Below are 25,143 nucleotides of genomic sequence, written 5' to 3' on the forward strand. Positions count from 1 at the left end.
CATGGTCCCTGGTCCTCGGCTCTCCCAGCGACGCGCAGCGCTCGGGTTCCTCGTGCTCGGATTGTTGCTCTGCACTGCGCCAGTCTGGATCGGCTTCCTCCACGTCGACCAGCCAGTCTCCGTCTACGAACGGGCAGCGGTGACGACCGACGACGGACGGATCGAGTTCGTCGATCGCCCGCTCGAAGCTGTCCAGCCCGTCGAGATCAGCCAGGATCTCGGCTGTACGATCGCGAACGACGACTGGCCCAGTCGCCTGTGCTATCACGAGAGCGCGATCGCTTCGAACGACGCCGAACCGATCGTCGGATGGACCGACGACCCGGACGAGGATCCGTGGATCCGCAGTCAGTTCAGCTACGTTCAGGTCAATGGCTCCGTCTACGACCAGATGGCATTCGTCGGCGAGGCTCGTCGACGGGACGCTGACGACGCCGCCTCGAGATACCCGATCGTTCTCGGCCTCGAGCGAGTCGACGCTGATGCGGCGCTCCGGGACCTCTCTATCCCGAGTACCGACGAGGCGGTTCCTGGCGTCGTCAGGGACGCTGCAGCGACGGGTACCGTCCGAACGCAGCGAAGCGTGGACGTACCTCGCCATCCGATTCGCACTGCCGATGGACGGTACTACCGCGTGTATCTGCGTTCGACGGAGTCGCCACCGTTGTTCGATAGCGTACTATACACCGTGGCACGATTCTTTGCGCCGGTGGTCGGCCTGCTTTCACTCCACAGTGCCTGGACGCGAATGGAGATCTCGTACAGCTCCCCAGGGCGTCTGTAACACTACGTCACGCCGGATCCGCCGACCGACATGGTTTTCCCCGCGTCTTCGCACACTTCAGCCATGGACGGCAGTACGGACATGACGCTCGCATTCGAGCTCTCGGCGCTCGAGGAACTCGCCGAGCCCGACGCTGCATTCGGCAATGCACGTCGCTGGAGCGAGTACGTCGGCGTCGTCTCTGCGGAACCGACCTACGTCGTCACGAACTACACTCGCAAGCACCGAATCCGCCAGGATTTCTTCTCCGGCCCGCGTGGGAAGGCAGAGAGTCTCGAAAGCGTTCGGGAGCAGTTCGACACTGAACGGCACGTCTTCGTCGGCACGTCCGAGGAGGATCGGGAACTCGCCGACGCCGAGGGCTGGGAGTACCTCTCCGTCGAAGACGCCGCCGACGCCGCCGGCTGGACGCTCGCCGAGGACGCCCCCGAGGCAGACGCGGCGCCGGTCGAGGAACCCGAGCGGGACGACTGGCCCTGAACGACGCGCCTTCCTCTGGACGTTTCCGCTCCGAAAGCTCCGATTCGCACTGTTTCAGCGTCGGCAACAGGTGCTTGCCTTTTTCTTCGGAACGGGCATAGTTACTCGTACGATGTCACTGGAAGTAGGGGACGCCGTTTCTGAAGCGTTCGATCGCATCACGACGCAGGCCGCCCTCGTACTGATCGGGCTCTATACCATCACCTCTGTCTTGCAGTCTGCCGCGAGCCAGGACGTACTCCGAGAGTTCGTCGAGTCGATTCGCGACTGGGGACGCGACGAACTCACGGCCGAGGAGTACCAGGAACTGGTCGACTCGACCGATCCGGTGCTGAACGACCTGCCACTCGCGCTCGGACTCGATCTCGTGCCCGCGATCGCGCTCTGGTTCGTCGCACTCGTTGCTGGCGTGGCGATCGTCGCCGTCGCGATCGACGCGTTCGCGTACGGTGCGAACACGATCGACGACCTCGATACGTCCCGCTTGCTCTGGCGCACGCTCAACATTCTGGTCGGTGGGCTCGTCTTCGGAATTCTGCTGTTCGTCGGGTTCGCCTTCCTGATCATCCCCGGATTGATCGTGTTCGTGCTGTTCGTCTACTTTCCCGTCGCCGTGGTCGTCGACGACACGAACTTCGTGAGCGCGCTGGGGAACTCCCTGAACACGGTGACGGACAACGCCGGCCAGACGTTGCTCCTGATAGCTGTCGCGATCGGCGTCGGCATCGGGATCGGTATCGCGTCCTCGATCGTGACGTTCGCTCTGCCGGGAACGATAGCGGGAATCGTCAATGCGGCGTTCAGTGCGACCAGCGCCCTCTTCGTCCTCGCGATTCTCACGCGAGGGTACGTCGCCGCGAACGCTCCGGAGGCCGACGAGCCAGTCACCGGGAGCGAGTTCTCCACGGAGTAACTGTTCCTGATCGTCGACTCCACAGCGTGGTTTTTGCCCTCGACTCCACAGCGTGCCCACCCCGGGTCGTCGATATCCCGCGGGTGACGCAATCGCGGGCAGCGCGACGAGCGCCCAGCCTTGCCATTGCCGTTCCGAGACGCGCCCTTTATCCAGCATAGCCACCAAACCCGTTCATGACCGAACCGCGCGTCCCGGGCACGGATCCGGGTGGTGCGATCGAACTCCCCTGTGGCGAGACGATCGGTCCGCAGGACCTCGACCTGGGGCTGCGGGAGTTCCACTGCGCCTGCGGCGAGGACCACGCGGTCGTGATGGACGTCCACCCGCCGGCACGATTCGTCCCCGAGTTCCTCGTGGAGGTCCTCCAGTCGGTGGTCGACGTCGAGGACGACTTCGAGACGTTCGGAACGCCCCACGTCATGGGTGCCGTCATCGAGGAGTTCCCGGAGCAGGTGGCGACGCACGACGCCAGCAGCGACGGCGAGGTCGGGTACGCGATGGTCTGGATCACCGAGTTCGACGACCGCAGGCTGCACGAAATCGTCGTCGAGTTGCTGATCGAACTGATGGACCACGCGATCAGCCACGCCGAGGACCAGGACCACGCCGCCGTCTTCGACCAGCACCTCGAGGACTTCGACGTCGAGGCGTTCGTCGACCAGTACCGTGCGGAGCGGGACTTCGAGTCCGAGCGCGACGCCGCGATCTGAGGAGCGTCTCCCCGATTACTCCCCGCGTCAGACGCTCGTCTGACGCCGTTTTATTGACGAGTACGATCAAGACGTGATCGATGGCCGCCCGTCACAGCGAGTACGAGGTGATCCGCCGCATCCTCGAGGAGGCCGACGAGCCGCTGACGGCGAAGGAGATCCTCGAGCACCTCGACGAGGACGACATCGACAGCGCCCACCGAGTCGCGACGGTGCTGGGCCGCCGTGCCGACAGCGGCGACGTCGACGTGATCCGCGACCGCCCGTACCGCTACCGAGTCTGAGCGCTGTCGATCGAACCTCGGATTCGCGCCTCATTCGTCCGTCCGCCTGCACACTGCCGAGTCCGATCGGTCGCTGACGCGAGGTTTTTGCGTCCACGCCACGGACTCCGACCCGATGGCCGATCGCAGCAGCGACATGACGCTGGCGTTCTCCCTGGAGGCACTCCAGCAACTCGCGGATCCGGCCGTGGCGATCGACGACGCTCGCGAGTGGAGTCAGTACGTCGGCGCGGTGTCGGCGGCGCCCAACGGCGCCCTCTCGTTCACGAAGGAACGGCGGATTCGACTCGACTTCTTCTCGGGGACGCGCCCGCCCGCGGAAACCCTCTACGCGGTGAAGGGGAACTACCGAACCGAACGGTACGTCTTCGTCGGTGTCGACGGTCAGCGAGACCTGGCCGAGAGCCGGCACTGGGAGTTCCAGCACGTCGAGGACGCGGCGGACCGCGCTGGCTGGGCGCTCACCGACGTAACGGAGAACGCCGACGATTCGGGGATCCTCGGCAGGTTGCTGGCCCGCCTGGGTTCGGCGCTCGATCGCTGAACTTCGTTCGTCACCCTGTCCATTTTTCCTCGTCCTGCTCTCTCGCTCTCTCGGCTTCTCCCTCGCTTTCTCGGCTTGCCATCGCTCCAGGTCCGCTAGCTCGCTTACTCGTCCGTTCTCTCGGCGGTGTCCGCACCTCGACGTCCACGGGCTTGGGGTGAGGCACAAAACGTATGCCGGGACCCTTCGAGGGCCCTCCATGGCAAGTGGGGCGACCTCGTCGATTCTCGTGCTCGTCGTGAGTATCCTCATCGGTGGCCTCGCGATCCACGTCGGGGCCGCTTTCGCGCTCGCCTCAAAAGACTACGGACATGCCGTCGTCACTGCGGTCCTGGGTGCTTTCGCGTGGGCAGTCGTGAATTACCTCTTCACCGCAGTCGGACTCTCGCCTGGACTGAGTTCGTTCGTCGCACTGGTCGTCTGGGTCGGCGTGATCGGCTGGCGGTACGAGACGGGGTGGCTCCGCGCCGGGTTGATCGGTGCCTTCGCCTGGGTCGCTGCGATCGTCGCACTCGTCGTACTGAACCTGCTGGGCGTCGGCGGTATCGGCGCCTACGGGATTCCGGGCGCCTGAACCGGTTGGAGCGAGCGGCGACCTCCGACTCGCCGCGGTCGCGCGTGCTCACTCTCGTCCGACCGCAAGTCCAAGTTCCTCGTTCACGAGGTCGACGGCGTCTCGGAGTGCACCGACGGAACTCAGGTAGCCAACGCCGACGCTCGCTTTCATCGCGACGGCTGCGGTGCCGGTGACGACCGTCGGTCCGACCTGGGCGACGGCACCGTTCCCGATGCTGACGACCCAGCCGGGTGACTCGAAGGTGAACCGTTCCAGTCTGGGTTCGAACGTGGTGCCACCCTCCAGTACGCGCTTCACGTTCGTCGCGACGGTGTCTGCCTCGCGGACGGCGGCTTGCGCGGTCGCCGGCACGGCCTGCCCGTCGCGGTCGACGACGCGCACGGCGTCACCGAGGCCGAAGGTCCGGTCACCGAGTCGGAGGCGGGCGTCGACGAGCGGTCGATCGCCGTCGAAGGCGGCCTGTCCAGTGATGCCGCCGGTCCAGACGAGGAGGTCGTGCGGGACCGATTCGCCACGCACGAGGTCGACGGCGTCAGCCGTGGCACGATCGATGGTTGCGTCCGTCCTGACCTCGATGCCCCTGGATTCGAGCGCCGAATGGATCGCACTCTGGAACGGGGCGTCGAACCCCGGTGCGACCTCGCGCTCCTGTTCGAGAACGGTAATCGTCGCCCTGCCGTCGTCGGGAGCGGCACGATCGGCCAGCACGGCGAGTTCGCCAGCGACCTGGATGCCCGAGAGCCCTGCCCCGCCGACGACGATCTGCCCGTCGGTTCCGTCGAGCACGTCGGTCGCACGCTCGTGAATCGACCGGGCGTCGTCGAGGGACTTCAGCGGAAGTCCGTGCTCCGTCGTGCCCTCGACGGCCGTCGAAGGCGCGGCGCCGATGGCGACCGCGCAGGCGTCGTACTCGAGTGTCTCGCCCTCGACGACCACCGCTCGATCGTCGGGACGAATAGCGTCGACGGTGCCCACCCGGAGTCGTGCCCGGTCGAGAACGGTCCCGAGGTCGACCGCGATGTCCGCTGCGAGTTGCGGTCGGCGAACGACGCGGTGCAGTTCGTGCTGGAGCACCTGCTGGCCGTCTTCGTCGATCAGTACGATCTCGTGCTCGTCGGGTAGTCGCCGTTCGAGTTTCCGGGTGAGGGTCACGCCGGCGTAGCCACCGCCGAGCACGAGGACGCGCATACGCTGTCATTGTTGCGCTGCTGGTTTAGGGATGCCGTCGACAGGACCGATTCGCCGGGACGCCGATCGAGGATTTCCGGGCACTCGGATCGGGAGGTGGAACGGCAATGCTGATCGGCTGGAACCCCAGGTTACGCCGATCTCACGTGTCTTCAGGACGCCCACTTCGGTGCGAACGAATCGAGTCCCACTGCCCCTCCCAGCCTTGCGTTTATAGTGGAGGGTGCCCTACCCGTTCCTACGGAGGAGACCACCCGAGTGTCAGCGACAGACCGCGCCGTCGTCGCCAAGCGTGCCGACGCAGGCGAGCCCGAAACCGAGGAAATCGAACACCTCGCCCGCTCGGCCGGCTACGAGGTGGCGGCGGTCGTCACGCAGACTCGCACCGAGGACCCGGCCCTGGAGTTCGGGGAGGGGAAGGCCGAAGAGCTCGCGCGAATCGTCGAGCGAGAAGACGCCGACACCGTCCTGTTCGACAACGAACTCGGCCCCTACCAGACGTACAACCTGGGCCAGCTGCTGCCCAAGGGCGTAGAGGTCCTCGATCGCTTCACCCTCATTCTCGAGATCTTCGGCCAGCGCGCCGAGACCCGCACCGCCCAGCTACAGGTCGAACTCGCGGAGCTTCGGTACGAACTGCCTCGCGCCGAGGCGAAGACGAGCCTCGCGAAGCGGGAGGAACACCCCGGGTTCATGGGGCTGGGCGAGTACGACGAGTCCCGCGAGCAGGACATCAAGTCGCGTATCTCCCGGATTCGCGACGAACTCGACCAGATCGAGCAGACCGAGCAGCATCGCCGTGAGCAGCGCCGGGAGTCCGGCTTCGACCTCGTCGCCCTCGCCGGCTATACGAACGCCGGCAAGTCGACCCTGCTGCGCCGCCTCGCCGAGGAACTCGACGTCGACGAGAACGAGGAACTCCACCAGGACCTCGAGTCTACCGCGGAGTCCGAGGACCAGCTATTCACGACCCTGGGGACCACCACTCGCCGTGCTGACTTCGAGGGTCGCGACGTCCTCGTCACGGACACGGTCGGGTTCATCTCCGACCTCCCACACTGGCTCGTCGAGTCGTTCAAGTCGACGCTCGACGCCGCCTACCGCGCGGACCTCGTCCTGCTCGTCGTCGACGTCAGCGAGCCCGTCGAGTCGATCCGCGAGAAGCTCGTGACCTCCCACGATACGCTGTACGAACGTAACGAGGCGCCGATCGTCACTGTCCTCAACAAGGCGGATCTGGTCGACGACGAGGAACTGGAACGCAAGCGTGAGGCACTCTCCGCGCTGGCGCCGAATCCCGTCGCCGTCAGCGCGAAGGAGGGGCTGGGGATCGACGAACTCAGCGAGCGAGTCCGGCTCGCCCTGCCGCCACTCGAGGAGGAGCGTCTCGTCATGCCGATGACCGACGACACGATGTCCGTCGTCTCCTGGCTCCACGACAACGCTCGCGTCGACGACGTGACCTACGGCGACGACGACGTGCTGGTGGAGTTCGCGGCCCGGCCGGCCGTCGTCGAACAGTCCCGCTCGAAAGCGGAGGCGCTGCAGCCGCGGGCGGAGTCGGCCTGACTCCCCGGTCGAACCCCCGTCGGCTATCGTCTCGCTTCGCTCGTCAACAGATCCACCGCCGTGAGTTGGCTTTTTGCGCCTGCGGAACCGACCCTCCGATGTGAAGTCCTACGAGCGCAAACAGCTCCTGGCCCGCGTCGAGCGCGATGGCGCGACGATCGGCGTCTCCATCCCGGAGACCGTCGACGTCCAGGGCGAACCCGTCGATCTCCGGGAGTTCGTCATGGAGATCTCGCGCCGGGAGACGATCCCGGCCGGCGAGCGCGAGCGCGTCGATCGCGCGAAGCGGAACCTCCGCCGCGAGCGCACCGAGCGCCTGGAACGGCTCGAGGAGGCCGACATCTCGAAGGCGGAGGGCGAGGCGCTCGCGAACGCGATCGTGGGGATCGACCGGGCGCTGAACGCACTCGAATCGCTCGGCCCGACGGATCTGGAGAGCGAGCGGGAGCGAAAGGAGGCCGCGGACCAGAAACGCTGGGTGTCCTTCCTGAAACAGGCGCTTGGCCGCGACAACGACGACGCGCGGGGGCGGATGGGCCCATGATCGTGGGTGGGACCGTGATCTGGGCTGAGGCCGGGCGCGTCGATGCGATCCGGAGGCAGGTGATCTCGAACTCATGAGCGACGACCAGACGGAGGTGACCGACGCAGACGGCGAACTGGCATTCGACCCGACCGGGGTCTCGAACGACGAACTCGCTGGGCTGCTCTACGAGTTCGCCGATCGACTGGAGGCCCAGGACGTGGAGTACAAGCCGACGGCGTACCGTCGTGCGGCGGACAACGTCCGGGACTACCCCGGTTCGATCGCGGGACTCGCTGCCCAGGATCCCGAGACCGTGGAACGCGTCGATCGGGTCGGCGAGGCGATCGCGGAGAAGCTCGTCGAGTATCTGGAGACGGGAGAGATCGAGGAGCTGGAGACGCTCCGCGACGAGTTGCCCGTCCAGATGGACGATCTCACCGCCGTCGAGGGCGTCGGCCCGAAGACCGTTGGAACGCTCTACCGGAACCTCGGCGTCCGCACCCTCGCCGACCTCGAAGCGGCGGCCGAGGCCGGCGAGATCCAGAAGGTCAAGGGATTTGGTCCGAAGACCGAGCAGAACATCCTCGACAACATTGCGTTCGCGAAGGAGGCCCGTGGGCGCGAACGGCTCGGGAACGCCCGGCCCGTCGCCGATCGCCTCCTCGAGGCGATGCGCGACGCCGAACCAGTCCAACAGGCCGAGGTCGCCGGCTCGATCCGCCGGTGGCGGCCGACGATCGGCGACGTCGACCTGCTCGTCGCCGCCGATCCCGACGAGGCCGAGGACGCCGTCGACGCGTTCCTCGACCTTGCCGACGAGGAGATGCAGTCCGGGACCACGAAGGCCAGCGCGCGACTCGACGGCCAGCAGGCAGATCTCCGGGTCGTTGCGCCGGATCAGTTCGGCTCCGCGCTCCAGTACTTCACCGGCAGCAAGGAGCACAACGTCCAGTTGCGGAACTACGCGCTGGATCGCGGCGTCTCGCTCAACGAGTACGGCGCCTTCGACGTCTCCGACCCCGACGTCGATCCCGGCGACGCCAGGGACGCTGGCGAACGCCTCGCCGGCGACACCGAGGAGTCGATGTACGACGTGCTTGACCTGCCGTGGATGCCACCCGAGATTCGCGAGGGACGAGGCGAAGTCGAGGCCGCTGCCGATGGGACGCTTCCCGAGGTCGTGGCGGAAGGCGACGTCCGGGGCGACCTCCACGTCCACACGGAGTGGTCCGACGGCCGCGAGACGATCGAGTCGATGGCGCAGGGCGCGGCCGACTTCGGCCACGACTACGTCGCCATCACCGACCACGCGGAGGGGCCGGGCGTCGTCGCCGGCATGGGCCTCACGCCCGAAGAACTCCGCGAGCAACAGGAGGCCGTCGCCGAAGTGGACGCCGACGCCGAGATCGACGTCTTCCACGGCACAGAGACGAACGTCGACGTCGACGGCGACGTCTCGACGCCGGACGACGTGCTCGCGGACCTCGACGTCGTGATCGCCTCGCCTCACAGTGGCCTCGACGGCGAGGCCACGAACCGGCTGGTCGACGCGATCGAGCATCCCCACGTCGACGTCCTCGGCCACCCGAGTGGCCGCCTCCTGAACGAGCGCTCCGGCCTGGAGTTCGACGCCAGCAGGATCGGCGAGGCGGCGGCCGAGAACGGCGTCGCCCTCGAGATCAACGCCAACCCTGCGCGCCTCGACCTCTGGGGCGAAGCCGTGCAGGCGGCCGTCGAATCCGGAGCGACGATCGTGATCGACACGGACGCGCATTCGACCGCGGAGTACGCCAACGTCCGCTACGGCGTTCACACAGCACGACGCGGGTGGGCCGAACCCGCCGACGTCCTCAACACCTGGGACCCGGCGGACGTGCGCGAGTTCCTCCTTTGATTGCCGTGGTGCGGCTTTTCCGCTGAGGATCGTGGTACGACTCCTCCTCGACGTCATGTGTGGCGGCATCCGAGCCCACCTCCGGATGTGCGGTCACGACACGGTCTACGCACTGGATCGTGGTATCGAGACCGACGAGGAGATTCTCGCACTCGCACACGATGAGGGCCGCACGATCGTCTCACGCGATCGCGACCTCGTCGTGCGAGCCGACGACGCCATTCTGCTCGAATCGACTGACGCGACCGAGCAGCTCGCGACGCTCGCATCGGAGGGCATCGAACTCCAGTTGTCCGAGGAACCCACGCGGTGTGGGCGGTGTAACGGCCGCCTCGGGCGCATCGACCCCTCAGATACCACCCCATCCCACGTTCCAGATGCCGCCAAAATGGCTGTCTGGCAGTGTCGCGACTGTGGACAGTGTTTCTGGAAAGGGAGTCACTGGGAGCGCGTGGCTGCGACGCTGGAAGCGATCTGAACGGAGCGAATGGACGGGACGACCGGACCGTCTCAGCGACCGGCGTTCGGCGACCAGTCCTCGCAGGCCTCGACGTCGTCCATGTACTCCGATCGGTGTGCGCAGTACGGCGTCATCCCCTGCTCGGTGCGGGCGTAGCTGAAGTGCTCGCAGTTGCCGCAGTACTTGTCCGCAACGTCGGCCGATCGATCCGACCCCGCGTCCGGCTTGGGCTGTGGTGAAGCGAGGGTCTCCGTACCGGAGCCGCCGTCGCTCGCGGTGCCGAGGCCGGTCGCCGGATTCGATCGCGTGGTGGAGGTGCGACCCGTGCTGGAGGTGCCGCCGGAACGACCACTGCCGCTCGATCGCGTGACCGTGGCGTCGTCGTTTGCGGACCGGGAGTGCGAGGATTCGGCGTCCCGCTTCTCCGGCCGGTTCGTCTGCGTCTCGACGGAGCCGTCGGGCGTTCCCCCGAGCAGGCCGACGCCGCCGCCGAGCGCGCTCTCCTCGTTGTCGGCCTCGACCTCGACGTACTTCGTCTTGCCCTCGCCGACGCGCAGCGAGACGGTGCCGCCGGGATCGTTACGTCGCTTGAACGTGGCGATCCCCGCGAACAGACAGAGCGCGATCGTGAGCATCCCGAGGAAGTAGATCGCGGTCACGTAGGGGGTTAGCTGGTCGCCGTGCCCGAGCCAGTGCTGGGGATAGGCGTGCCAGAAACTTGCGACGCCGAGGAGGGTCAGGCTCGCACCGATCGCCGCCGCGGCGCGGAGCCGGGGGTTCGCGGGAAGGATCACGACCACGCCGCCGGCGAGCGCCGGGGCAGCCAGGAGTCCGAGTGCACCCGCGACGCGTCGGGCGCCCCACTCGGTCGGGTTGGCGATGGCGACGACGACCGCGAGCAGCCCCAGGAGGGTCCCGACGGCGAGCAGGGCCACGCCCGCCTTGAGCCGGGTGTCGGTCTGGAGCCCACCGACGTCGTCGGTGTAGGCGTCAGCGAGACCAGTCATGTCCGCGTGCTACGACGCCACCGACCAAAAGCACCCGTCAGACGCTCGTCATGCGCGGGCGTGAGGGGTCGCGCGGACGTGGAGGATTGCGGGGACGCGTGGGATTGCGCGGCCGCCGTGTGATCAGTCGCTTCGCTTCGCGTCCGCGGGTGCAACTGGCTCCTGGTCGCCGGACTCGTCGCTCGATCGTTCCGGCGGCGTCGGCGTGTGGTCCACCATCGGCGTGCCGTCCGCGCGGGGGCCCAGGGCCGGCCCGATGACGTCGGCCTCGGGGTCGATCTGGCGACGCTCACGGTAGTCAGTGGAGCGCTCGACGGGCGTCCGGCCGATCGCGGTGATCATGTCGGCGTACTCCTGGAAGGAGCGGAATTCCCCGTAATCTCCGCCGGCGCGTTTGGTGATCTCTTCGGAGAGGATCGTCCCCATGAAGTCGTCGGCGCCGCAGGTGAGCATCTTGAGGCCCTGGGCGTCGCCGTACTTGACCCAGGAGGACTGGATGTGGTCGATATTGTCGAGGAACAGCCGGGAGACGGCGATCATCAACTCGTCCTGGTCGGTGCTCGCGCCGCCGTCGACGTAGCCGCGTTCGAAGAGCGGGGTCTCCTCGTGGACGAAGGAGAGGGGGACGAACTCGGTGATCGCACCGGTGCACTCCTGCAGGTCGCGGATCCGCTTGAGGTGCATGACCCGGTGCATTGCGTTCTCGACGTGGCCGTACATGATCGTGGCCGTGGTGTCGAGGCCGACGGAGGCGGCGGCGTGCATCGCTTCCATCCACTCTTCGGTGTCGATCTTCCCCGGACAGATCACGTCCCGGACCTCGTCGACGAGGATTTCGGCTGCGGTCCCGGGGACGGAGTCGAGGCCGGCGTCCTTCAGTCGGCCGTAGACCTCTTCGTAGTCCCAGTCCGCGCCGCGCTGGGCGTGGTAGGCCTCCTCGGGCGTCATCGAGTGGAGGTGGACGTCGTCGACGCTCATCGCCGCCATCTGCTCCACGTAGGTCCCCGGCGAGGTGTCGTACTCCGCTGGCGGTCGGTAGTTGACCATCGTCGGATCGTCTTTCGCCTCGAGGATCTCCCGGTGCTCCTCGTCGAGCGCGAAGGCGGGATGGAGGCCGGAGACTGACGTGACCTCGTAGATACCCATGTCGAGCGCGTCGTCGACGATCCTCCTGGACTCCTCGGGCGTCTTGGTGAAGCCACCGTGGTCGCTCTGGTACTCGCTCCGGAACTTCTGGGAGCGATCCTTGAAATTACAGAACAGGCAGCCCGTGTTACAGGCCGTCGTAACGTTGTTGTTCAGGTTCGCGACGAACGTGACCTCGTCGCCGACCGCCTCGGCGCGTCGGCGGTTCGCGATCTCGAGCACGCGCTCCTTGCGCTCGGGGTCGATGCCCGGCTCGTCGGTGCCGGTGGTGATCAGCTCGACGCCGTCCTCGACGGAGAGGCGATCGCCTGCTCGGGCCCGCTCGAGGGCGTTCTCGAAGGACTGGTCGGTACAGGGAAAGTGGTCGAAGGAGACGGAGACGCCCTCCTCGGGGACGTCGACGCCGCAGATGAACCCGTCACCCATTATGCTCCAATCACAAACTCCGGTAGGTAAAACAAGGGGGTTTCCGGCAGTGCCCGCCGGGTGCGATGACGCCGGAAGGCCGCCGATGCGGTGGTTTTCGCCGGGACTTCGAACGCGGCGGGCTGGCTCCGAGGGATTTGCCCCTTCTCGAGATTTTCTGCTTATATCGAAAAATTCCTCCCCCGTCGTAATCGTCGACCTGTCGGCGCCGAAGCCACCGCCGAGTGCAACGCTTATTGTAGCGGGGCGGAGAGCGTTCGAGCATGACGAGCGTCAAGGAGTTCCGCATCGAGGAGCCCGCGACGGCCGAGGAACTCGGCCACGGCGTCTTCGAGTTCACCGACGACTACTCGGTGTTCGACTGGGGGAAGATGCCCGACCCGATTCCCGACAAAGGTGCCTCGCTGTGTACGATGGGCGCCTTCAACTTCGAACTGCTCGCCAATGAGAGCATCCGCACGCACTATCGTGGCGTCCTCCCTGCCGATGGCGGCAAACCGGTCGGACTGGACGTCGTCGACGAACCGCCGACAGAGATGGCGATCGCGCTCTCCCAGCGCCCAGATCTCCCCCGTGAGGGCACTGACTACGACTACGACGTCTACCACGAGGCAGCCGGCGAGAACTACGTCGTTCCCCTCGAGATCGTCTTCCGGAACTCGGTGCCGATCGGATCGAGTCTCCGCTCCCGCACTGACCCCGCTGACCACGGACTCGACTTCGAGACCTGGCCCGACGAGCCGGTCGATCTCGACGATCCGATCGTCGAGTTCTCCACCAAGTACGAGGAGTCCGATCGCTACCTCGACCGGACGGAAGCCGACGCGATCGCCGGCAAGGCGCCGATCGAGGACCTCGACGGCCTCGCTCGCGAGGTGAACGACCTCGTCACTCGCTGGGCAGCGACGCAGGGGTTCGCTCACGAGGACGGCAAGATCGAGGTCGTCTACCACCAGGGCAATCTCCTCGTCGCCGACGTCGTCGGCACGTTCGACGAGAACCGCTTCGCTTACGACGGCCAACAGCTCTCGAAGGAGGTGCTCAGGCAGTACCATAAGCGAACGCAGCCAAAGTGGGTCGAGGCCGTCGACGTCGCGAAGACGGAGGCCAAGGCCCAGGGCGTCGCCGACTGGAAGGGGCTCTGCGACGCAGCGCCAGCACCGCTCGACGACGACGTCCTCCAGGTGGCACGCGACATGTACGCTGCCGGAGCGAACGCTTACGTGGGCGAGCAGTTCTTCGATGCGCCGTCGATCGAGGACGCCGTCGCGGCGATTCGCGACCTCTGAGATCGGTCCTCGCCCATCTTCGATCTACCTGAGCGCCTCCCGCCAGCGAACGCTGAAGGTCATCGATCGCTTCCGTCCTCCTATGGGCGCTCTCCGGGACTCCAGCCGGTTCCTCTTCCTGTTGAGTCTCGCCGGGGCCAGCTACCTCCTGATCGCTGAGGGATACAGTTTCGACGACCGAGTGGTCGCCGTCGTGACGTTCGGGCTGGGAATCTTCGCCGTCGTGCTCATCGCCTATCGATTTCGAGAGGACTTCGCATACGAGGACGAGCAGCGCTGACCCTGGGGGAGCGACCATCCTGGGCGGAGCAGTTACCCGCGGAGGACACTGGCTAGAGGCAGTTGCCTAGCCCGGATTTCAGTATCGATCGAGCCCAGTCTGTCGTCGCTTGCGTCCCTCCGGTTCCGCGACCCAGGGCGACGCGCGCATTCGCTCGGTCTGGCCGTCGACAACCGGTGCGTCCGCGGGTTCGAATCCCGGGCAATCAGGTCCGCACTCGCTGGCCGGGTCGACGACCCGATCCTTCCAGGCACACCACGGCAGCGACGCGCCATGCCGGTTGCGCGTCGTCCCTTGCTCGCACTCCGGAAACGAGAACGTTCGCCAGCCCTTTCCGTACGCTCGCTCGGCGATCCGGCGTCTGGCACGAGCCTTCGCGTCGGGATCGACGACCTCGATTTCGGCGCGGCCCGCTTGCCGCTCGAGTACTTCGACTCCGGGTTCACCGGCCGGGAGTAGTGCTGCTTCTCGGATCACGACGAGTTCGTCGGCCTCGGGGTCGAACCGCCAGATGCCGACATCGTCGGGTATCCGGTTTCGGTGGGCACCCGTCACGTAGCTCTCCGTCGCGAGGACGATTCGATCGGCGACGCCGAGGCTGACGTCGATTCTGAGTTGCTCCTCGAGCGCGCCGGGGGTCCCGAGATCCGGCTTGTTCTCGATGCCGACGAGCCGATCGAACCACCGGTCGGGATATCTCGCAACCTGTCTGGCGTGCAGGTGTCCGGAGCGTCGGTCGAGTTCGAGCACGCCGATCTCCGCAGCGTGCTCGGCGATCGACCGCGCGCGGTCTGGCCGCACGTCGAACGCGTCGGTCACGCGCCGGGACCGTCCGGGGCCGAGATCGGCGTCGATCACCGACGCTGGAATCCGTTCTGGCGTGATCGCCGCCCGGTCGTCGAACGCTGGGCCTGGCTCGACGAGTACGGCGTCGAGGACTCGGCCGCCGGGGTTCGCGACGCCCGCGCCGAGTTGCCGAGCCACGATCGCGTCCTTGCCGTCCAGCGTGGGGACTCCACGGGCTTCCAGCCGAGCACACAGCGACAGTTCGAACCCGAACTCGCGCACGGCGGCGGGTCAGGGCCGCGTCGGCAAAAACACGGGGTGTGGGGTGGCAGTGATCGGTCGCGATGGATCGCGATTTCGGGGTCCAGAGTCCCGACTCGACTGCGCCGAGCATCCGCACGCGGGCACGCACCCAGAACAGCACCTTTATGAATCGGAGGAGGCGAAGAAAAGACACGATTACTCGCTCACATGGCAGGTAGCAACCGACATCCGGAGGTGAACATCGGGCTGGTCGGCCACGTGGACCACGGGAAGACCACCCTGGTCCAGGCCCTCTCTGGGGAGTGGACCGATCAGCACTCCGAGGAGATGAAGCGAGGGATCTCGATCCGTCTCGGGTACGCCGACACGACGTTCCGAAAGTGCCCCGAGGAGGACGGCACCCAGGCGTACACCGTCGCGGAGGAGTGCCCCGAGCACGAGGTGGAGACCGACGTGCTTCGCACCGTCTCCTTCGTCGACGCCCCCGGCCACGAGACCCTGATGGCGACGATGCTCTCCGGAGCGGCGATCATGGACGGCGCCGTGCTGGTCGTCTCCGCGACGGAGGACGTCCCACAGCCCCAGACCGAAGAGCACCTGATGGCGCTCGACATCATGGGGCTGGACAACCTCGTGATCGCCCAGAACAAGATCGACCTCGTCGATCGCGAGCAGGCCGTCGCGAACAACGAGGCCATCGAGGAGTTCGTCGAGGGGACCGTCGCCGAGGGCGCCCCGATCGTCCCCGTCTCGGCACAGCAGGGGGTCAACATGGACCTCCTCATCGAGGCGATCGAGGATCAGATCCCGACGCCGGAGCGCGACCCCGACGCCGACCCGCGGATGCAGGTCGCGCGGAGTTTCGACATCAATCGACCGGGCACGACCTGGGAGGACCTCCTGGGCGGCGTGCTCGGTGGCAGCCTCGTCGAGGGAACCCTCTCCGTCGACGACGAGATCGAGATCCGCCCCGGCCGCGAGGTCGAGGAAGGCGGCGAGACGCGGTACGACCCGATCTCGACCACCGTTCGATCGATCCAGGCCGGCGGGACGCCGACCGACGAAGCGACGCCCGGTGGACTGCTGGGAATCGGGACCGGACTCGACCCCAGCCTGACGAAGGGTGACGCGCTCGCTGGGCAGGTGGCGGGCCACGAAGGGTCGCTGCCGCCCACCTGGGAGCAGTTCACGATGTCCGTCGACCTGCTCGACCGCGTCGTTGGCGACATGGACGAGGAGGAGGTCGACGAGATCACCACCGGCGAGCCACTGATGATGACAGTCGGGACGGCCACGACCGTCGGCTCCGTCACGAGTGCCCGCGGCGACGAGGCAGAGGTCGCGCTCCAGCGACCAGTCTGCGCCCAGGAGGGTGCGACGATCGCGATCAACCGCCGCGTCGGTTCCCGCTGGCGACTCATCGGCATCGGCACCCTCACCGATTGAACCGTTCCGGCCAGGCCACACAGCACGCACCGACTCCAGCAGATGACCAGGACCGTCGCGATCGACACGAACGCGCTCATGATGCCAGTCGAACTCGACGTGCGGCTGTTCGAGGAACTCGATCGCGTACTCGGCGGTGCGAGCGCCGACGGTGGCCGGGCAGGGTTCGAGCCGATCGTGCCCCAGGCTGTCATCGAGGAACTCCGGCGGCTCTCCGAAGGCGGCGGTGGCGAGGAGGCCATCGCTGCGAGCGTCGGGTACGACCTCGCCACGGAGCGCTGCATGCCGGTGGACACCGAAACTGCGGTCGCCGACGACGCGATCGTCGAACTCGCTCGAGAGGGCACTGCGGACTACGTCGTCACGAACGACCTCCCCCTGCGCGACCGCGTCCTCGACGCTGGCGTTTCGGTACTTAGTTTACGGGGGACCGATAAATTGGCAGTAACCCAACCGTAGCCGCCACTCATCTACCAATGTACAAACGGGTCAGAGTCACCGACACGGTCGAGGTACCGCCCGAGGAGCTCGCGAACGTCACGCCCGAGCTCGTCAAGCGACTGCTCCAGGACAAGCTCGAGGGTCTCGTTGACGAGGACCTCGGCTCCGTCGTCTCCGTCACGGAGGTCCACGACGTCGGCCAGGGCCGGGTGCTCCCGAACCGTCCCGGCGTCTACTACACCGCAGAGTTCGACGCAGTCACTTTCGACCCCCAGATGCAGGAGGTCGTCGACGGCGTCGTCGTCGAGGTCGTGGAGTTCGGTGCGTTCGTCGGCATCGGTCCCGTCGACGGCCTGCTCCACGTCTCCCAGATCTCCGACGAGTACCTCGCCTTCGACGGCGAGAATCGACAGCTCGCCTCCAACGAGTCCAATCGGGTGCTCGCCGAGGGCGACTCCGTCCGCTCCCGGATCGTCACGAAGTCCATCGACGAGCGCAATCCGCGGGACTCCAAGATCGGCCTGACGGCCAAGCAGCCCGGCCTCGGCAAGCACGGCTGGCTCGAGGAGGCTCGACAGACCGAGGACGTCGCGGCAGGTGAGCAGTAATGGCCGACGACCGTCTCGTCTGCCGGGAGTGTCACTCCGTCGTCGATCCCGACGTCGATGCCTGTCCAACCTGTGGCTCCTCCTCGCTGACGGAGGACTGGGCGGGCTACGTGATCATCGCTCACCCCGAGGAGAGCGAGATCGCCGAGGCGATGGGCGTCACGGAGCCCGGGGCCTACGCGCTGAAGGTTCGCTGAGGCAATGTCGGGGGGTGAGGACAGCGGCACCTCGGCGGACCGATCCGCGTCGGAACCGGACGTCGTGCTCGAACTTCCCGAAGCAGCGCGTGGAGAGTTCAAAGATCCCTTCGGGCCCGTCTACACCGACGTCGACGCTCTGCTCGCAGAGCACTCGGGCCCGATCGTCACCGTCGGCGACATCGTCACATATCACTTCGAGCAGGCCGATCACCAGCCAGCGGTCGCGTTCGTCGACGGCCGAACCAAGCGCGAGACCGCGCCCGACGACGTCCGGGCCGAACTCGACGAGCGCCCGAATCGGATCACCGTCGGCAACCCCGCCGGAGTCATCACCGCCGATCTGCTCGGTGCGATCGCTGACGCCCTCGACACGGACGGACCGACGACCATCGTCGTCGACGGCGAGGAGGACCTCGCGACGGTGCCGGTCGTCCTCGTCGCGCCGCTCGGCGGCACCGTCGTCTACGGCCAACCCGACGAGGGGATGGTCGCCGTCGACGTGACCGAGGACCACCGCGCGCAGTTCCGCGACCTGCTCTCGACGTTCGACGGTGACGTCGAACGAGCACTGCAATTACTGGGCGTCTGAACTGCTCTCGGCGGCCGAACTGCTCTCTCCGTCTGAATCGCTCTCTCCGTCTGAATCGCTCTCTCCGTCTGAATCGCTCTCGGCGTCTGAACCGCTCTCGCCGTCAGTACCGTTCTCGCCGTCTGTCTCCAGGATCGCGGTAGCTTCGACTTCCACCACCAGGTCCGGATCGATCAGCGCCGAGACCTCGACCATCGTCGCCGCGGGCCTGGCATCGCCGAAGGCCTCCCCGTGCGCACGGCCGACGTCCTCCCAGTCCTCTACGTCGGTGACGTACATGCGGGTGCTGACGACGTCGGACGGCTCACCTCCGGCGTCTCGGATCGCCGCCTCGACGAGTGCGAACGCGTGGTTCGCTTGCTCGTAGGGCTGGCCCGGTGCGACTGGTTCTCCGTTCTCGTCGACCGCCGTCGTTCCGGCGACGTGAATCTGGTTCCCGACGCGTACGGCCCGCGAGTACCCGACGTGGTCCTCCCACCCGGTCCCGGTGGACACTTCGATGCGGTCCATACGGCGTCCCCGCGTCGAGTCGACACAAAGGTACTGGGTCTGGCACCGATCGAGCGAACGCATCGGTCCTTCGGCAATCGCCTGCTGGGAGCACCGCTGTCGCGGTGACGAGGGTCGCCCGCAGTCCGTCCCGGTACCACCAGAAGCCTAAAAAGGTCCCTTCGAAATCCTTTTAGGCGTTTCCCGGCCAGATACACGTAACTGAGCCATGGACGTCGACATCATCGAGGAAGACGAGAACCCCATGTTGCATCGGACCGACGTGCGATTTCGCGTCGTGCACGAGGAGACGACGCCCGAGCGCCTCTCCGTTCGCGACAGTCTCGCTGCGATGCTGAACAAGGACGCCGAGGAGGTCGTCATCCGCAAGCTCGACACGAAGTTCGGGATGCGCGAGACGATCGGCACCGCGAAGGTCTACGACGACGCCGAGTACGCGACCGACATCGAGCAGGACCACATGCTCGAGCGGAACAAGATCGGCGTCGAGGCCGAGGCCGACGAGGAGGCCGAGGAGGCATGAGCCGCCACGAACTCTACGGCGACGACGGCGAGATCGACCGCCAGCCGTGCCCGCGTTGTGAGGACACCTTCCTCGGCGAGCACGAGGATCGACTCCACTGCGGCAAGTGCGGCTACACCGAGTGGAAGTAGGGGATGCGCGTCCTCGGGATCGAAGGGACCGCCTGGGCCGCCAGCGCTGCCCTGTACGATACTGAGGACGACTCCTTTTTCGTCGAGACCGACGCGTACGTCCCCGAGAGCGGCGGCATCGATCCGCGCGAGTCGGCCGACCACATGGCCGACGCGATTCCCGAAGTCGTCGCGGTCGTCCTGGATGAGGCTCGCGATCGAGTGGCTACCGACGCCGCCGAGGCGGGCAGCGCCGAACCGCCGATCGACGCAGTCGCGTTCTCGCGAGGGCCTGGCCTCGGTCCCTGTTTGCGGATCGCGGGAACCGCTGCCAGGGCCGTCGCTCACACGCTCGACGTGCCGCTCGTCGGCGTCAACCACATGGTCGCCCACCTCGAGATCGGCCGGCATCGATCGGGCTTCGACGCGCCGGTCTGTTTGAACGCCAGCGGCGCCAACGCACACGTCCTCGGCTTTCATCGCAGTCGATCGAACACGGCGAGATCGGCCTCGTCGAACGAGCGAATCGAGTCCGACGGTGGTCGGTATCGGGTCCTGGGCGAGACGATGGACACCGGCGTGGGCAACGCGCTGGACAAGGTGGCCCGCCACGCTGGGCTCTCCCATCCCGGCGGCCCGAAGCTCGAGGAGCTTGCGGCCGACGGCGACCTGATCGATCTTCCCTACGTCGTCAAGGGGATGGACTTCTCCTTCGCAGGGATCGTCACGGCTGCGCAGGACGCACTCGACGACGGCGCGGCGATCGAGGACGTCGCCTGCTCGCTCCAGGAGACCATTTTCGCGATGCTCACGGAGGTCGCCGAACGAGCACTTTCGCTGACTGGGAGCGACGAACTCGTCCTCGGCGGCGGCGTCGCGAACAACGCCCGGCTACGCGAGATGCTCCAGGGGATGTGCGAGGAGCGTGGCGCCGCGTGTTTCATGCCTGAGTCCCGCTTCCTCGGCGACAATGCGGCCATGATCGCACTCACGGGGTCGAAGATGCTCGCGGCCGGCGATACGCTGCCGATCGAGGACTCGGGCGTGCGACCGGACTACCGTCCCGACCAGGTCCCCGTCACCTGGCGTGATGGTGACTCCTCGACGGCCGTCGTTCCCGCCGAGGAGCGCGAGCGACGAGGCGCGGAGGCCGTCGTCGAGGTCGGCGAGGACCGCGTCGTGAAGCGACGCGTGCCGAAGGGGTATCGGCACCCCGACCTGGACGACCGCCTCCGACGCGAGCGCACCCGATCGGAAGCGAAACTGACCGCTCGGGCGCGCAGACTCGGGGTCCCGGCGCCGGTCGTGCTCGACGTCGATCCCGTCGAAGCGACGATCGAACTGACCCGGGTCGGCGACCGGGATTTGCAGGCCGACCTCGATCCTGCGTTGCTCGAGCAGGTCGGGACCCACCTCGCGACGCTGCACGCCGACGGGGTCGTTCACGGGGATCCCACGACGCGAAACGTGCGGATCGTGGACGCCGATGTCGAGTCCGCGTCCGACACCAGCGTGGCGCTGATCGACTTCGGCCTCGGCTACGACAGCGACCACGTCGAGGACAAGGCGATGGATCTGCACGTCCTGGAGCAGGCACTCGACGGAACGGCCGACGACGCGGTGGCCTGCCGGGACGCGCTGGAGACTGCCTACGCCGACGCGGGCGATCCTGCAGTGCTCGATCGGCTCCGGGAGATCGAGGGCAGGGGCCGATACCAGTAGCTCGAACCTGGCGATGTCGGCGAGATTCGTCGGCTCCAGCGAGTCGCTCCTGCGCCCACACCCTCCCAGTTTTTATCCCGGATGGCGACGTATCATCGGACATGGTCGACAAGCCGAATTCCGGCGAACTGTTCGGGATCCCCTACAACTTCGAGAAGCCGAGCATGCGGCGGCTGCTCTCCTCTTACTGGCAGCCCGGCGACGGCATGCTCGTGAAGAAGCCCTTCGGCGTCGGCTACACGCTGAACCTCGCGAACTGGCGGTCCTGGGTCGTCATCGGGATCGCCGGCGCGCTCCTCTGGCAGGAGCGCTCCGGCAGCGACGAAGCGATGGCCGAGGAGTCGTCTTCGGACGAACCCGTCGAGGTCCTGGTCGACGATTGAATGCTGCGGTTCGTCACGGGGAACGAGGGCAAGGTCGAGGAGGCGCGGGAGTACCTCCCGATGGCCGTCGAGCAGACCGACTACGACTACGTGGAGGTGCAGTCCGACGACCTCGCGCCGATTGCCGCGCGTGGCGCCCGTGAATCGTTCCGGGAACTCGGCGGCACGGAGCCGGTCGCCGTGGAGGATTCCGGCCTCTTCGTCGACGCCCTCGGGGGTTTCCCCGGTCCCTACTCCGCGTACGCCGAGTACACGCTCGGGATCGAGCGCGTCTACCGTCTGGTCGAACCGGAGGACGACCACCGCGCGTCGTTCCGGAGCGTCGTCGCCTACGCAGCGGATGCTGATTCACTGGACGAAGACGTCACCGACGACGACCCCGACTGGCACGACGGCGTTACCGTCGAGGACGGCGTCGCCGTGGCGACCTTCGAGGGAACGGTGCGTGGCGAGATAGTCACGCCCCGTGGCGATGGCGGCTTCGGCTACGACCCGATCTTCGAGCACGAGGGCCGGACGATGGCCGAGCGGTCGACGGCGGAGAAGAACGCGATCTCGCACCGGGGACGGGCGCTGGCGAAGCTCGCGGACTGGCTCGCGGCCCAGGAGTAGTTCCGATCGAGTCAGTCGCGTGGATCGCGATCCGGTCCCGGATAGCTCCGCTCGTCGAGGGACTCGTAGAGGGACTTCGCGTCGAAGACGGCGAGAAATGCGTCCGGCGTCCGGACGCTGACGGAGACGTGGCCATGGAGGCCAACCCCGGCAGCGGCGCTCGTGAGATTCTCGTCGAAGCTCAGCAGGTGCGCCGCGTCGCCGTGGAGTGCGCTGGCGAGGCCTGGATGGTCGCCCGCGGGGTGGGGAACCGAGCGTCGCTCCGCTTCGATTCGCTCCCGCCAGTCTGCCGCGAGGTCGGCGTCGGAGCGGCTGGCGATCACCGCCTCGGCGTCGTCGAGGAGCGGATCGCTCGCGACGAGGTCGATCCAGGAGTGGGATCGCACGACGTCTAGCGCCTGGCGAGCGGCTCCGTCGACGAGGAGGTCCGCCGCGAGCACGTCGGCGTCGGCCACGACGCTTGCCGGATCAGGCGTCGGCATCTTCCCCTCGTAGGCGATCGAGCGTCGATCGAATCTCGTCCTTGGCGACCTCGTAGTCGGCTGCCCGCTCGAACAGATCGGCCCAGCTCACGACTAGGCCGTGGTCGCCCGGGGCAAAAAGCGCGCCGGGATCCCCGTCAGCGGAATCGGACGCCGACGTCTTCCAGCGCCGAATTCTGACGCATGAGGGTCAACTGGAGTGCGGTCAGGCATTCGACGCCGTGGGCGTTGGCGAGTGGTCCGACGTCGAGGGCACGGAGCCCCTCGATCTCTTCGACGAGCGCCGCGATGCGGTCGCGAGCGTCTGGATCGTCGCCGACCACCAGTGCGTCGATCTCCAGGGCCGCATCGAGGTCGGAGAGCCGGCCCGCTGCGAGCGTGTGGAACGCGCCGACGACCGGATTCGACGCCGGCGCTGCGTCGGCAGCGGTTGCGGTCACGCTGCCTGGCGCCGGTTGGGCCGCGTCGAACCCGTGGGCGTGGGCGTCGATCCCGACGGCTGGCGAGACGACGATCGCGTCCTCGTGTAGTCGATCGGCAACCGTTTCGATGGTGTCCGCCACGTACGTTGCGGGAACGGCCGCGACGACGACGGCTGCGCCAGCCGCTGCATCGGGGTTGGCACCGCTCTCGATCCGGGAGTTTACGCCGCGATCTGCGAGCGTCTCGCGGTACGAGGCCGCTGCGTCCGCGGCCCGCTCCGGGTCGCGGGAGCCGATGGAGAGCTCGTGATCGGTATCGTGTGCCAAACGAAGGGCCAGGCCACCGCCGAGTGCGCCGGTGCCGCCGAGGATTGCGATCTGCACGATCGATGCGTCGCCGACCGCCGCGAAAAACGTTCCGTCGATTCGCTAGTCCTTGCTGGGCTGCTGGGCTTCGCGACGCCGCTCCGCTCCGGACCCGGGCGGCCACTCGCCGACGGTCGCGTCCCGAACCACGACGGCGAATCCGATCGAGAGGATCGCCCCTGCCAGCACCGCGACGCCGTAGAGCGTCCCACTGAGCCCGACGGCGTCGGCTGCCCAGACGGTCGCAGCGACTGGCGGCGCGACGGCAGCGACGAAGACGACGTCCTCGGGGCCCCACGGTCCGAGGTGACTGGAGTCGACGTCGAAGACGTAGACGACCAGCACGGCGAACGGGCCGCCCGCGACGATGGCGACGGCGGCGGACGTCAGGAGCCGATCCTCGAGTCCGGTGACGCCGAAGCGTGGGACGGCGAGGACGGCGATCATTCCGACGATCACGATCGTCGACAGGAACTCGACGAATCGATCGGTGTCCATGGCAGTGCCTATCGCGTGGCGCACAAGGGAATGTCGCTTTCGCGGCACCGTGGCGACCGCGGACGGAGGGGCAGCTGCGTCGAGAACTCCGGCCGGACTCAGTCGTGGGGCGCCAGCAGCGTCCGAAGCCCGTTCACGTCGTCGACGACGGTGCTCGAACCGGCCTCCTCGTACTTCTGCCGGCCAGCCTCGCCGGTCAACCCGCCGGTCAGGACGCCGATTCCGTGGTAGGTCCGGGACGGATCGGCGGCGGCCGCGTTCGTCGCGGTCCGGACGTCGTCGAGCGTGTCGCCCACGAAGGCGACTTCCGTCGCGTCGAAGCGCTCCGCGAGCGTCCGGAGCGCGTGAGGGTCTGGCTTGCCCGCTTCCCAGTCGTCCATGGTGAATCGGTGGTCGTCCGGTACGTCGAGGCCGACGCGGTCGAGGGCGATGTCGGCTTCCGCGGCCGGGCGGCCGGTCAGCACGCCGATCGGGAACCGCTCCTCGAGCCACTCGATCGTCTCCGGCTCGATCAGTACCGGCTCGTCGTGGATGTATCCCCGAAGCTCCCGTTCGGGCTCCTCGCCTTCGATCTCGCGATAGAGCTCCGCGCCGAGATATCGGAGCTGGAACGCGTCGCGAACCGCGTCGGGATCCCACTGGGACTCGACGTCGGTCGCTGACTCCTCGCCGAGCGCGTCGCGGAGAACGGCACGGGCACCGTCGAGGCCGCCGCCCGCCTCGGCGATCGCGTCGGTGAACGCTTCGACCTCGACGTCGTAGCCGGCGTCCTGGGCGATGGCGTAGAGCAGCAAGGCGTCCGTCAGCTCCCAGTCGTTGTTGAAGCCGCCGGCGTCTTTGAACGGCTGGATGACGTCGCGCTCGAACCTGGTGCCCTCGAGGTGCGTGACGGTTTCCACGACGGCGCGTCGGTAGGAGTCGGCGACGTCGACGAGCACGCCGTCGACGTCCAGCACGATAGCGTCGACCTGCATACCTGCGACTTGCCGGCCTCGCATTTGGGCGTACCCATTCGGATCGGACCGGTGCTGGTCAGAAGATCGGTGGAGGACACCTGTTTGACGGACTGCTTCGCAGATGGCCCGAACACTCCTTATCGGG

The 25,143-nt window shown here is 67.1% G+C and carries 32 protein-coding genes; 23 read left to right on the forward strand and 9 right to left on the reverse strand.

Annotation, left to right across the window (positions count from 1 at the left end):
* The first annotated feature begins 1 nt into the window (after position 1).
* From L593_RS13820 to L593_RS13850, 7 genes are all read left to right on the forward strand, one after another.
* Positions 2–784, forward strand: coding sequence for a hypothetical protein (locus L593_RS13820; RefSeq protein WP_020447593.1), 783 nt, complete (start codon positions 2–4; stop codon positions 782–784).
* A gap of 63 nt (positions 785–847) precedes the next feature.
* The gene (locus L593_RS13825) at positions 848–1,264 is read left to right on the forward strand and encodes a hypothetical protein (protein ID WP_020447594.1); all 417 of its coding nucleotides are present in this window, start codon (positions 848–850) and stop codon (positions 1,262–1,264) included.
* 112 nt (positions 1,265–1,376) lie between these two features.
* A complete protein-coding gene (locus tag L593_RS13830; protein WP_020447595.1) occupies positions 1,377–2,177 on the forward strand; it encodes a hypothetical protein in 801 nt (266 codons plus the stop codon).
* Between the two features lie 176 nt (positions 2,178–2,353).
* The gene (locus L593_RS13835) at positions 2,354–2,890 is read left to right on the forward strand and encodes a DUF5815 family protein (RefSeq protein WP_020447596.1); all 537 of its coding nucleotides are present in this window, start codon (positions 2,354–2,356) and stop codon (positions 2,888–2,890) included.
* 80 nt (positions 2,891–2,970) lie between these two features.
* Entirely contained in the window at positions 2,971–3,174 is a 204-nt protein-coding gene (locus L593_RS13840) for a hypothetical protein (protein WP_020447597.1), read from the forward strand.
* 115 nt (positions 3,175–3,289) lie between these two features.
* A complete protein-coding gene (locus L593_RS13845) occupies positions 3,290–3,718 on the forward strand; it encodes a hypothetical protein (RefSeq protein ID WP_020447598.1) in 429 nt (142 codons plus the stop codon).
* 199 nt (positions 3,719–3,917) lie between these two features.
* Complete coding sequence (locus L593_RS13850; protein WP_020447599.1) at positions 3,918–4,292, forward strand: hypothetical protein; 375 nt, start codon at positions 3,918–3,920, stop codon at positions 4,290–4,292.
* Positions 4,293–4,340: 48 nt separating this feature from the next.
* On the opposite strand, the gene L593_RS13855 is transcribed toward L593_RS13850, so the two are convergent.
* The gene (locus tag L593_RS13855; RefSeq protein ID WP_020447600.1) at positions 4,341–5,483 is read right to left on the reverse strand and encodes an NAD(P)/FAD-dependent oxidoreductase; all 1,143 of its coding nucleotides are present in this window, start codon (positions 5,481–5,483) and stop codon (positions 4,341–4,343) included.
* A gap of 258 nt (positions 5,484–5,741) precedes the next feature.
* Between L593_RS13855 and hflX the strand changes: the two genes are divergently transcribed.
* The 4 genes from hflX (at position 5,742) to L593_RS13875 (ending at position 9,950) form a co-directional block, all read left to right on the forward strand.
* A complete protein-coding gene (gene hflX, locus L593_RS13860) occupies positions 5,742–7,052 on the forward strand; it encodes a GTPase HflX (protein ID WP_020447601.1) in 1,311 nt (436 codons plus the stop codon).
* Positions 7,053–7,152: 100 nt separating this feature from the next.
* Positions 7,153–7,596 carry a DUF5788 family protein gene (locus tag L593_RS13865; RefSeq protein ID WP_020447602.1) on the forward strand — a complete coding sequence of 148 codons (444 nt, stop codon included), beginning with the start codon at positions 7,153–7,155 and terminating at the stop codon, positions 7,594–7,596.
* A gap of 73 nt (positions 7,597–7,669) precedes the next feature.
* The gene (locus L593_RS13870) at positions 7,670–9,472 is read left to right on the forward strand and encodes a helix-hairpin-helix domain-containing protein (RefSeq protein WP_020447603.1); all 1,803 of its coding nucleotides are present in this window, start codon (positions 7,670–7,672) and stop codon (positions 9,470–9,472) included.
* 31 nt (positions 9,473–9,503) lie between these two features.
* Positions 9,504–9,950: a DUF5615 family PIN-like protein gene (locus L593_RS13875; RefSeq protein WP_255347052.1), complete on the forward strand. Its 447-nt coding sequence runs from the start codon at positions 9,504–9,506 to the stop codon at positions 9,948–9,950.
* A gap of 32 nt (positions 9,951–9,982) precedes the next feature.
* On the opposite strand, the gene L593_RS13880 is transcribed toward L593_RS13875, so the two are convergent.
* Complete coding sequence (locus L593_RS13880) at positions 9,983–10,939, reverse strand: hypothetical protein (RefSeq protein WP_020447605.1); 957 nt, start codon at positions 10,937–10,939, stop codon at positions 9,983–9,985.
* A 123-nt stretch (positions 10,940–11,062) separates the two neighbouring features.
* The gene (cofH, locus tag L593_RS13885) at positions 11,063–12,511 is read right to left on the reverse strand and encodes a 7,8-didemethyl-8-hydroxy-5-deazariboflavin synthase subunit CofH (RefSeq protein ID WP_020447606.1); all 1,449 of its coding nucleotides are present in this window, start codon (positions 12,509–12,511) and stop codon (positions 11,063–11,065) included.
* 263 nt (positions 12,512–12,774) lie between these two features.
* Between cofH and L593_RS13890 the strand changes: the two genes are divergently transcribed.
* Together L593_RS13890 and L593_RS13895 are read left to right on the forward strand one after the other, a co-directional pair.
* Positions 12,775–13,800 (forward strand): phosphoribosylaminoimidazolesuccinocarboxamide synthase, encoded by a 1,026-nt coding sequence (locus tag L593_RS13890; RefSeq protein ID WP_020447607.1) that lies wholly within the window; start codon positions 12,775–12,777, stop codon positions 13,798–13,800.
* A gap of 82 nt (positions 13,801–13,882) precedes the next feature.
* On the forward strand, positions 13,883–14,080 hold the full coding sequence (locus L593_RS13895) for a hypothetical protein (protein WP_020447608.1): 198 nt from the start codon (positions 13,883–13,885) through the stop codon (positions 14,078–14,080).
* Positions 14,081–14,158: 78 nt separating this feature from the next.
* On the opposite strand, the gene L593_RS13900 is transcribed toward L593_RS13895, so the two are convergent.
* Positions 14,159–15,148, reverse strand: a complete 990-nt coding sequence (locus L593_RS13900) for a DUF5787 family protein (RefSeq protein WP_020447609.1) — start codon at positions 15,146–15,148, stop codon at positions 14,159–14,161.
* Between the two features lie 189 nt (positions 15,149–15,337).
* On the opposite strand from L593_RS13900, the gene L593_RS13905 reads away from it, so the two are divergent.
* From L593_RS13905 to L593_RS13925, 5 genes are read left to right on the forward strand one after another with little or no spacing between them, the layout of a single operon-like run.
* Positions 15,338–16,576 (forward strand): translation initiation factor IF-2 subunit gamma, encoded by a 1,239-nt coding sequence (locus L593_RS13905; protein WP_020447610.1) that lies wholly within the window; start codon positions 15,338–15,340, stop codon positions 16,574–16,576.
* Positions 16,577–16,618: 42 nt separating this feature from the next.
* Entirely contained in the window at positions 16,619–17,035 is a 417-nt protein-coding gene (locus tag L593_RS13910; protein WP_020447611.1) for a PIN domain-containing protein, read from the forward strand.
* 17 nt (positions 17,036–17,052) lie between these two features.
* Positions 17,053–17,625: a DNA-directed RNA polymerase gene (locus L593_RS13915; protein ID WP_020447612.1), complete on the forward strand. Its 573-nt coding sequence runs from the start codon at positions 17,053–17,055 to the stop codon at positions 17,623–17,625.
* Entirely contained in the window at positions 17,625–17,822 is a 198-nt protein-coding gene (gene spt4, locus L593_RS13920) for a transcription elongation factor subunit Spt4 (RefSeq protein WP_020447613.1), read from the forward strand. The genes L593_RS13915 and spt4 overlap by 1 nt, the downstream gene beginning before the upstream one ends.
* A gap of 4 nt (positions 17,823–17,826) precedes the next feature.
* The gene (locus L593_RS13925) at positions 17,827–18,414 is read left to right on the forward strand and encodes a GTP-dependent dephospho-CoA kinase family protein (protein ID WP_020447614.1); all 588 of its coding nucleotides are present in this window, start codon (positions 17,827–17,829) and stop codon (positions 18,412–18,414) included.
* Here L593_RS13925 and L593_RS13930 read toward each other — a convergent pair.
* On the reverse strand, positions 18,400–18,924 hold the full coding sequence (locus L593_RS13930; RefSeq protein ID WP_020447615.1) for a RidA family protein: 525 nt from the start codon (positions 18,922–18,924) through the stop codon (positions 18,400–18,402). The two genes, L593_RS13925 and L593_RS13930, sit on opposite strands and share 15 nt — an antisense overlap.
* Positions 18,925–19,132: 208 nt before the next feature.
* On the opposite strand from L593_RS13930, the gene L593_RS13935 reads away from it, so the two are divergent.
* From L593_RS13935 to L593_RS13955, 5 genes are all read left to right on the forward strand, one after another.
* Positions 19,133–19,447 (forward strand): 30S ribosomal protein S24e, encoded by a 315-nt coding sequence (locus L593_RS13935; protein WP_020447616.1) that lies wholly within the window; start codon positions 19,133–19,135, stop codon positions 19,445–19,447.
* A complete protein-coding gene (locus L593_RS13940) occupies positions 19,444–19,578 on the forward strand; it encodes a 30S ribosomal protein S27ae (protein ID WP_020447617.1) in 135 nt (44 codons plus the stop codon). The genes L593_RS13935 and L593_RS13940 overlap by 4 nt, the downstream gene beginning before the upstream one ends.
* 3 nt (positions 19,579–19,581) lie before the next feature.
* Positions 19,582–21,279 carry a bifunctional N(6)-L-threonylcarbamoyladenine synthase/serine/threonine protein kinase gene (locus L593_RS13945; RefSeq protein ID WP_020447618.1) on the forward strand — a complete coding sequence of 566 codons (1,698 nt, stop codon included), beginning with the start codon at positions 19,582–19,584 and terminating at the stop codon, positions 21,277–21,279.
* A gap of 101 nt (positions 21,280–21,380) precedes the next feature.
* Positions 21,381–21,662 carry a DUF5808 domain-containing protein gene (locus L593_RS13950; protein ID WP_020447619.1) on the forward strand — a complete coding sequence of 94 codons (282 nt, stop codon included), beginning with the start codon at positions 21,381–21,383 and terminating at the stop codon, positions 21,660–21,662.
* Positions 21,663–22,274 carry a non-canonical purine NTP pyrophosphatase gene (locus tag L593_RS13955; protein ID WP_020447620.1) on the forward strand — a complete coding sequence of 204 codons (612 nt, stop codon included), beginning with the start codon at positions 21,663–21,665 and terminating at the stop codon, positions 22,272–22,274.
* Between the two features lie 11 nt (positions 22,275–22,285).
* Here the strand turns inward: L593_RS13955 and L593_RS13960 are convergent, their stop codons facing one another.
* The 4 genes from L593_RS13960 to L593_RS13975 form a co-directional block, all read right to left on the reverse strand.
* Positions 22,286–22,756, reverse strand: a complete 471-nt coding sequence (locus L593_RS13960; RefSeq protein WP_020447621.1) for a hypothetical protein — start codon at positions 22,754–22,756, stop codon at positions 22,286–22,288.
* Positions 22,757–22,893: 137 nt separating this feature from the next.
* Positions 22,894–23,562 carry an NADPH-dependent F420 reductase gene (gene npdG, locus L593_RS13965; RefSeq protein WP_020447622.1) on the reverse strand — a complete coding sequence of 223 codons (669 nt, stop codon included), beginning with the start codon at positions 23,560–23,562 and terminating at the stop codon, positions 22,894–22,896.
* A 45-nt stretch (positions 23,563–23,607) separates the two neighbouring features.
* Positions 23,608–24,042: a hypothetical protein gene (locus L593_RS13970; RefSeq protein ID WP_020447623.1), complete on the reverse strand. Its 435-nt coding sequence runs from the start codon at positions 24,040–24,042 to the stop codon at positions 23,608–23,610.
* A gap of 98 nt (positions 24,043–24,140) precedes the next feature.
* Positions 24,141–25,016, reverse strand: a complete 876-nt coding sequence (locus L593_RS13975; protein WP_020447624.1) for a TIGR01548 family HAD-type hydrolase — start codon at positions 25,014–25,016, stop codon at positions 24,141–24,143.
* Between the last annotated feature and the right edge of the window lie 127 nt (positions 25,017–25,143).

This window comes from Salinarchaeum sp. Harcht-Bsk1, assembly GCF_000403645.1.
In the GTDB taxonomy this organism is placed as follows: Archaea; Halobacteriota; Halobacteria; order Halobacteriales; family Salinarchaeaceae; genus Salinarchaeum.